This window comes from Kitasatospora sp. MBT63 (genome assembly GCF_000710465.2).
Classification (GTDB): Bacteria; Actinomycetota; Actinomycetes; order Streptomycetales; family Streptomycetaceae; genus Kitasatospora.
In genome coordinates, this window is sequence record NZ_JAIZ01000279.1 from 1 (window position 1) to 7632 (window position 7632).

The following is a 7632-nucleotide window of genomic DNA, read 5'->3' on the forward strand; positions in this document are numbered from 1 at the left end:
GTAGTGCGCCTTCTTCTCCTCGACCAGGAACCGGACGTGGGCGCGCTGGGTGTGCAGCGCGTCCGCGGTCACGATCACCCCGGTCAGGTCGAACGGCTCCAGCAGGGCGCCGAAGCAGGTGATCTCGTTCGCCTTGTCCGGCACCCGCACCTGCGTCACGGTCCGGCCGGCGCCGGTCACTGCGGCCAGCAGATGCGCGGCGGGGGTGTCGTCGGTACGCGAGCCCCGGGCGCTCTTGCCGTCCACCGCGACCGTGTCCGCCCCGGCCGGGTCGGCGCCGGTCAGATCGGCCCGCCGCCGGGGCAGACGGCGCCGACCACCCGCCGGATCGTCGAGGTGCCGGGCGCCACGCACAGGCCGAACACGCCCACGGTCCGTGCCCCGAGCCTGGCGAGGGCGTGCTGCGGCGCCTCGGCGGCCCACTGCCCGATCGCCCGGAACGACCGCGCGCCGGCCAGCACCGCCGACGCGGCGACCAGCACCACGCTCACCAACGGGTGACGCAGACCGCGCCGGTCCCGCGGATCCGGCAGCAACGCCAACCGCGCCACCAGACCGGCTGTACATGGGCACCCGTGCAGCCAACGGCGCCTGGAGCTGGGCCCAGGTCCCCGGCTCAACCGCCACCGGCGGCAAGGAACTCGCCATCGCCGCGATCTCGGACGGCACCAGCCAACTGCTCGCCCGCACCTCCGACAACAAGGTCTACCAACACCTTCACCAGCTGGGGCGCCATCGACACGACCGGCACGGTCAGCTCGATCGCCATCACCGGCATCCCCGACGGCTCCAAGGACAGCGAAGTCCTCGTCGTCAAGAACGGCGCCCTCTACGGCTCCGCCACGGCAACGACGGCACATGGACCAGCTTCTCCCAGTTCACCGCACCGACCGGCAATAGCTTCCACGCCGGCATCGCAGGAACCGTCGACGGCAGCGTCGGCAAGGTCCACATCCTCGACACCAACACCCCCAACCCCTAACCACCCCCGCCCGACCAACCCCGAGCCACGCCAATAGAACAACAACCTAGAACAATAACCTAGAACAACAACCCTTCGGGGGTTCTCCCACACCACGGAGAACCCCCGAAGAACTGCCAGGACACCCCCGGCGACACCCACATCCCACAACGGATCTTGAACCGCTCCAAGTGGGAGTGTCATGAAGTAGGTAGACACCCTTCAAAGGAGACACTGAGCGTTTTCAGCGCGGCCACCGATCGAGTGATGCCCAGGCTGACGGTGCAGGTGCAGAACGGACGAGGCTCCCGGGCGGTTGAGCGAGATGTCTGCCGTCTCAAGCAACCAGCCAGGGAGCCTTGTTGGTCACCTATCCTGCCGCACTGGACCTGCCGCACGCGCTCGTTGAGTGGGTCACCATGCTCATCGTCACCCGGGAGGGTGACCGCAGGTGTGTGTGGGTCGACGGCGGCTACGAGACGATCCGGCGCTGGTGCCTGAAGTTCGGCCAGACCTACGTCAACGAGCTGCGTCGCCGCCGGCCCCGGCCGGGCGACAAGTGGCATTCGGACGAGGTCTTCATCAGGATCAACGGCGAGCAGAAGTATCCGTGGCGGGCCGTCGACGCCGACGGCAACGTCCTGGACATCCTCGTGCAGAACCGCCGGGACAAGGCTGCGGCCAGGCGTTTCTTCCGGAAGCTGATGACCGGGACCCGGTCGGTGCCGCGGGTGATCGTGACCGACAAGCTCCGCAGTTACGGCGCCGCGCACCGCGAGGTGATGCGCTCGGTGGAGCACCGCTCGCACAAGGGGCGGAACAGCCGGGCCGAGAACTCCCATCAGCCGACGAGGCAGCGGGAGCGGGCAATGAAGGGCTTCCGCTCCGCCGGCGCCGCCCAGAGGTTCCTGGCCGCGTTCACCGGCATATCACCTCATTTCCGGCCCCGCCGACACCTCATGACCGCCACCAGGTACCGCCTCGAGATGACCCTCCGCCTCACCATCTGGGACCACATCACCGGCGCCACCCGCGCCGCCGGCCTGCCCGCCCCGGCCTGAACCACGACACGAGCAGGGCCCCGGCACACCCCGACACAACGTCAGACGATCAAGCACCCGACAACGTGACAACGCCGCTCCTCGACCTCACGGAAGCTGAGCGGGAACCGGAAGTACAGCCACACACAGTGCGAGATGACCTCCACCGGGTACCGGTGACCCTTGTACGACGGCGACACGGACGACACGGAGAGCCCCTCCCAGCATGATCAACCCGAAGATCATCCCACCCCGTACTACAGCGGTTGATCGTGTCTGGTGGGTCGGTGGCTCGTTGCGGATGTCGTGGAGACGTTGCGTGATGTCGAGTTGTGGTCGGTGTGGTTCGAGGACTTCTTCGCCCGGATCGCCGGGTTGTTCGGGCGGGTGGAGCCGCGGCTGACCGCGCGGGCCTACCTGCGGGCGCTGTTGGGGCCGGTGGAGCGCAAGAACGGCTGGCAGATCGCCGCCTATCTCGGTGACCGCACCCCGGACCGGGTGCAGGTGTTCCTGCGGCGGATGGCCTGGAGCGCGGACGGGCTCCGGGACCGGGTGCGGGAGTTCGCGGTCGAGTACCTGGGTGATCCGCTGGCGGTGCTGGTGCTGGACGAGACGGCCGTGCTGAAGAAGGGCCGGATGTCGGTCGGGGTCGCGCCGCAGTACGCGGGGATCACAGGGCAGGTGGAGAACTGCCAGGTCGCGGTGTTCGCCGCCTACGTCACCGCGAAGAGCAGGGCCTTGGTCGACCGGGAGCTCTACCTCGGTAAGACTTGGGCCGGGGACGTCGCGCGTTGCCGGCAGGCCGGCGTTCCGACAACCCGCGGCAAGGATGTGGTGACCAAGCCCGAGCTGGGCCGGCGGATGGTGGAGCGGGCATGGCGGGCGAGGACGCCGTTCGCGTGGGTGGCCGCCGACAGCCTCTACGGCCAGGACCGCAGGCTGCGGGCCGCGCTCGAACGCCGCCGCAAGGGCTACGTGCTCGCCGTCCCGTGCGACGAGACGACGTTCACCGATGTCGGCGAGATGCGCGTCGACACCCTCGCCGCCCGGACCCCGCTGGTCTTCGAACGGCGGTCGTGCGGGAAGGGCGCCAAGGGCGAGCGGTACTACGACTGGGCCGTCACGGAGGTGACCTGGCCCTCCGAGGCCGGCCCGGCCCGAAAGGGCTGGAGGCACCTGCTGCTGGTCCGACGCTCGATCGCCGATCCCACGAAACTGGCCTACTTCGCCGTCCACGCCTCCGCCGGCACCACCATGGCCGCTCTGGTCCGGGTCGCCGGCCTGCGCTGGGCGATCGAGGACCTCTTCGAGACCGCGAAGACCGACTGCGGCCTCGACCAGTACGAGGTCCGCACCTGGGACGCCTGGCACCGACACGCCACCTTGGCCATGGCCGCATTGGCGTTCCTGCAGGTCACCGCCACCAGGGCGGCACACCTGCCCGCCCCGCGCGAATCCGCCGAGCCGGCCGCCGAGACCACCCCCGCCATAACGCCACCCCCGACCCACCGGCACAGCTGATCGCCTACACCGCCGAGGAGATCCGCCGCCTCCTTCACCAGATCGCCTGGCATGTCCAGCACCGCCCCGCCGTGATCGCCGCCCAGTCTCTCTGGCGCCGGGCACACCAGGCCATCGCCAAACAGATCCACTACGAGCACCGGCACCAAAAAGCTCTCAAAGAACCGCTGTAGTACCCGCGGTCAATGTGAGAGCACCGTGCAACGGCCTGCCGGCTCCCGCGGTCAGAAGTTGCGTAGGATTTCGACGATTTTTCTGGTGACGGCCTTGGTGGAGAACGGGTTCTGTCCGGTGACGAGTCTGTCGTCGGCGGTGGCGAACGGAGTCATGGGGATGGTGTTCTTCACATAATTCGCCCCTCGCGCGCGGAGTTCATCTTCGAGCGCGAACGGAACGCGGCTCTTGACCATCGCGACGCGTTCCTCTGCAGTGGAGAACCCGGTGACTGTGCGGCCGTCAACAAGGAGTGTGCCGTCGGAGAGGGTGATGTTCAGCAGCCCGCAGGCGCCGTGGCAGACCGAGGAGACCAGGCCTCCGTTCTCGTAGATCTTCCGTGCGATGAGCTGGAGAGCGGTGCTGTCGGGGAAGTCCCACATCACACCGTGCCCGCCAGTGTAGAAGATGGCGGTGTAGTCGGCGCCGTCGACCTCGTCGGCTCCAGCCGTGTGATTCAGCCCCGCCATGAAGTCCTTGTCTTTCATGTACTCACGGGACCGGCGGTCGGCTGTCGCGACGCTCCGCGGGTCCAGCGGGACGTGACCACCTGCAGGGCTGATGATGTCGACCTCGAATCCGGCCTTTCGGACGCCGTCGTAGAAATGGACCAGCTCCGCGATCCAGAGTCCGGTCCGGTGAGGAGCGGCTCCGTAGGATGCCTGGTTGGTAACAACGGCGAGGATCTTGCTCATTCGCGTCCTTCCGACGGTTCGGCCAGGCATGCGGCTGACCGGAAGTAATGGATCATGGCGGCCTCAACGCGCCGCGGGATTGCGACACCCTCCTCGATCTTAGCAGGTAGAAAGACAGGTCTGTCTCGCGGGTCTCTATGCCCTTCGTTGCGAATCTGCGGTTTGTTGTCACTGGTACTACAGGTGGGCGCTGTCACGTTGTCGGTGGGGTGGGATGATCTTGGGGTTGGTCGTGCCTGGGGAGAGGTTCGCCGTGTCGTCGGTGTCGCCGTCGTACAGCAATCACCGGTACCCGGTGGAGGTCATCAGCCACGGCGTGTGGCTGTACTTCCGGTTCCCGCTGAAGTAGCGCACGCCCGGCCGGCCCCGCTCGCCGACGGGACCGGCGAGCGTTTGGAACAGCAGCTTGAGCGGCCGCGCGCCCAGGCGGCGGCGTGCTCGGGCAAGGGAGGAGACGGCCGGGCGGATGAGGACGCCGGCGGGCAGCTGCGCGGTCAGCTTGCCCCACACCGCCCGGTAGGAGCAGTGCTCGAACAACGCCAACGCCAGGACGAAGTAGACCATGACGCGCGCGGGCAGCAGCCGCACCCGCTTCTCCCGGGCACCGGCCTCGGCGAGTACCGCGTCCACCAGAGCGAAATCCACGATCTGGGTCAACTCGCCAAGATGCCCGGGAGCATGGCCCCCCGGTGCCGTCCCCCGAGCGGGTGTGATGGCAGACTGCTCCTGCAACGGGATGATCTTCACGCTTCGTCGTAAGATGATCTATCAGGGGTCCCGTTTCGCCTTCACCCCGGGGTTGCGCCGCAGGTCACAGGCTTAACGCAACGGTGTTGGCGCCGCTACCTGTGGCGGGCCGTCGACCAGGACGGCGACGTCCTGGACATCCTGGTGCAGCCGAAGCGGGACGCGAAGGCCGCCCGCAGGTTCCTGGCCAGGCTCATGAAGAAACAGCACCGGGTGCCCAGGGTGCTGGTCACCGACAAGCTCCGCAGTTACGGCGCCGCGCGCCGCCCCCTGATGTCCTCAGTGGAGCACCGCTCGCACAAGGGTCTGAACAACCAGGCCGAGAACTCCCACCAACCCACCAGGCAGCGGGAGCGGACGATGAAGGGCCCTCCGCCGGCGCCGCCCAGAGGTTCCTCGCCGCGTTCAGCGGCATATCAGCCCACTTCCGGCCCGGCCGGCACCTGATGACCGCCGCCAGGTACCGCCTCGAGATGACCTCCGCCTCACCATCTGGGACCACAACACCGGCGTCACCCGCGCCGCCGGCCTGCCCGCTGCGGCCTGAACCACGACCCCGGCCGGGGCCAAGCACACACCGACACACCGTCAGACGATCAAGCACCCGACAACGTGACAGTGCCGACAGGCCCATGCACCAGGTCTAGCAAGATTTTTTTCCGGGCATACTATTGGGAATTTTACCTGCCTTTTCGGTTGCCCAGTCGCCGGGTTCCCGCTGGTCACGCTCATATGCCACGGTGCGGCGGCAACTATTTTTCTGGCGAAGCGCTGTGAGTGTGATCTGACTCCTACAGAAATCCCCTGCCCAGCTCTACAGTGGTCATCCAATCGCTTTCCGGAGCCATCACCGCGGCCATCTTCCGCTTGAGGCTTCAGACTGCCGAACGTATTTCCCCGGCCGGCGAGGCGGGGCTCCTGAACGGGGACACTCTCATGCTTTTCAATGCGAAGTCGATGCGGGAATTCGGACATCAGAACATTTCCGGCGGAATGCAGAACGAAGACGCTCTCGCAGAATCATCCCGGGAAACTCGCCGCGGCCGAAGGACCCACCCCGTGGTGACAGCTTTGACTTTTACCGCCCTTACGGGTGCCGCATTCGCCGCATTTCCAACGGCGGCGTCGGCGGCAACGATTAACGAGATGGAATCGAACAATAGCATAGCAACCGCAAATACGATTTCAGGGTCCCCCACGACAGTCAATGGAAGCATTTCATCACCGTCAGACACGGACTACTTCAAGGTTACACTGCAAGCAGGCAAAACTCTCACCGTAACCATGACGCCTACGTCATCTTCAAGCGACTTTGATCTCTATCTGAAAAATAGCGTCGGCACCACTCTCTGCGCAAGCGAAAAGGCTGGAAATGTCACCGACACCTGCACCTACAAAAACAACACGGCAGGCCCGATAACTCTCTACGCGCAGACCCTTCGATACGCCGGCGCTGGAGCCTATACCGAGGTTTTCACAATGTGACAACTCCGCTGCCGATCGGCGAGGCAAACGACAGTGAGCGTTTTCAGAGTGGCCACCGATCGGGTGACGGCTGGGCGTCGTGGACGGGGGAAGAACGGACAGGGCTCCCAGGCAGTTGAGTGAGGTATCTGACGTCTCAACTCTTCTGCCGGGGAGCCCTGGTGGTCACCTATCCTGCCGCACTGGACCTGCCGCACGCCCTCGTTGAGTGGGTCACCATGCTGATCGTCACCCGGGAGGGTGACCGCAGGTGCAAGCTCCGTCCCTCCCAGCGCGCTCTGGTCGCACTGGTGTACCTGCGCAAGCACGACACCCTCGCCCAGATCGCCGCCGGCTTCCGGATCAGCGTCGGCACCGCCCACGCCTACGTCCACCAGGTCACCGACCTCCTCGCCCACCGTGCCCCCGGCCTCACCCGGGCCCTGCGCGAGGCCGATCCCGAGTACGTCCTGGTCGACGGCACCCTCGCCGCGTGCAACCGCGTCGGCGGCGGCCGCACCGACTACTCGGGCAAGCACCGCCGCCACGGCGTAAACCTGCAGGTCATCACCGATCCCCGAGGCAAACTCGTGTGGATCTCCCGAGCCCTGCCCGGCCGCACCCACGACCTGACCGCAGCCCGCACCCACCGCGTCGTGAAGACCTGCGTCAGACTCCGCATCCCCGCCCTCGCCGACATGGCCTACACCGGCGCCGGCGGCACATTCGCCGTTCCGGCCAGACGCCCGCCCCGCGGCGAGCTCACCACCAGGCAGAGATCGGTCAACAGAGCCCACGCCCGACTGCGGTACCCCGTCGAACGCGGAGTCGCCACCGTCAAATGCTGGCGCATCCTCCAGCACGCTCGCTGCAGCCCCAACCGCCTGACGTCAGCAGCCAAAGCCGTCCTCACCCTGGAAAGGCAACGCTGAAAAGGGAGTATCAGAATTTCGGCTCTGTCCCGTAATCGGGATGCTGTTGGTGATCTTCA

General features: G+C 66.5%; 8 protein-coding genes and 4 pseudogenes. 7 read left to right on the plus strand and 5 right to left on the minus strand.

Annotated features, from left to right (window positions below; all coding sequences use genetic code 11):
* Together AA75_RS52005 and AA75_RS52010 are read right to left on the minus strand one after the other, a co-directional pair.
* On the minus strand, window positions 1–246 hold a 246-nt coding region (locus AA75_RS52005), incomplete at its 3' end, for a transposase (RefSeq protein ID WP_233289061.1).
* Window positions 247–281: 35 nt separating this feature from the next.
* A complete protein-coding gene (locus tag AA75_RS52010; RefSeq protein ID WP_233289062.1) occupies window positions 282–542 on the minus strand; it encodes a transposase family protein in 261 nt (86 codons plus the stop codon).
* Window positions 543–565: 23 nt separating this feature from the next.
* On the opposite strand from AA75_RS52010, the gene AA75_RS47580 reads away from it, so the two are divergent.
* Entirely contained in the window at window positions 566–982 is a 417-nt protein-coding gene (locus AA75_RS47580) for a hypothetical protein (RefSeq protein WP_149038208.1), read from the plus strand.
* 398 nt (window positions 983–1380) lie between these two features.
* Window positions 1381–2022: an IS6 family transposase gene (locus AA75_RS17690; RefSeq protein ID WP_051812666.1), complete on the plus strand. Its 642-nt coding sequence runs from the start codon at window positions 1381–1383 to the stop codon at window positions 2020–2022.
* Between the two features lie 77 nt (window positions 2023–2099).
* Here the strand turns inward: AA75_RS17690 and AA75_RS52015 are convergent.
* Window positions 2100–2210 (minus strand): annotated as a pseudogene (locus AA75_RS52015) (IS6 family transposase); the annotation flags it as partial.
* A 106-nt stretch (window positions 2211–2316) separates the two neighbouring features.
* Here AA75_RS52015 and AA75_RS17700 point away from each other — a divergent pair.
* Complete coding sequence (locus AA75_RS17700; RefSeq protein ID WP_233289064.1) at window positions 2317–3522, plus strand: IS701 family transposase; 1206 nt, start codon at window positions 2317–2319, stop codon at window positions 3520–3522.
* 224 nt (window positions 3523–3746) lie between these two features.
* On the opposite strand, the gene AA75_RS17705 is transcribed toward AA75_RS17700, so the two are convergent.
* Window positions 3747–4430: a type 1 glutamine amidotransferase domain-containing protein gene (locus tag AA75_RS17705; RefSeq protein ID WP_033821037.1), complete on the minus strand. Its 684-nt coding sequence runs from the start codon at window positions 4428–4430 to the stop codon at window positions 3747–3749.
* Between the two features lie 253 nt (window positions 4431–4683).
* Here AA75_RS17705 and AA75_RS52020 point away from each other — a divergent pair.
* A pseudogene (locus AA75_RS52020) lies at window positions 4684–4773 on the plus strand (IS6 family transposase); the annotation flags it as partial.
* A gap of 2 nt (window positions 4774–4775) precedes the next feature.
* On the opposite strand, the pseudogene AA75_RS17710 reads toward AA75_RS52020, so the two are convergent.
* Window positions 4776–5108, minus strand: a pseudogene (locus AA75_RS17710) (transposase domain-containing protein); the annotation flags it as partial.
* Between the two features lie 159 nt (window positions 5109–5267).
* Between AA75_RS17710 and AA75_RS45715 the strand changes: the two are divergent.
* The 3 genes and pseudogenes from AA75_RS45715 to AA75_RS17715 form a co-directional block, all read left to right on the plus strand.
* Window positions 5268–5593 (plus strand): annotated as a pseudogene (locus tag AA75_RS45715) (transposase); the annotation flags it as partial.
* Between the two features lie 403 nt (window positions 5594–5996).
* Window positions 5997–6662 carry a PPC domain-containing protein gene (locus AA75_RS45720; protein WP_082526603.1) on the plus strand — a complete coding sequence of 222 codons (666 nt, stop codon included), beginning with the start codon at window positions 5997–5999 and terminating at the stop codon, window positions 6660–6662.
* 161 nt (window positions 6663–6823) lie between these two features.
* A complete protein-coding gene (locus AA75_RS17715) occupies window positions 6824–7573 on the plus strand; it encodes an IS5/IS1182 family transposase (protein WP_033821038.1) in 750 nt (249 codons plus the stop codon).
* Window positions 7574–7632: the final 59 nt, after the last annotated feature.

What these genes read in the sequence shown, in the direction of transcription:
- AA75_RS47580 (WP_149038208.1), top strand. Translation starts at nt 566, where the DNA reads ATGGGCACCCGTGCAGCCAACGGCGCCTGGAGCTGGGCCCAGGTCCCC.
- AA75_RS17690 (WP_051812666.1), top strand. Translation starts at nt 1,381, where the DNA reads ATGCTCATCGTCACCCGGGAGGGTGACCGCAGGTGTGTGTGGGTCGAC.
- AA75_RS17705 (WP_033821037.1), bottom strand. Translation starts at nt 4,430, where the DNA reads ATGAGCAAGATCCTCGCCGTTGTTACCAACCAGGCATCCTACGGAGCC.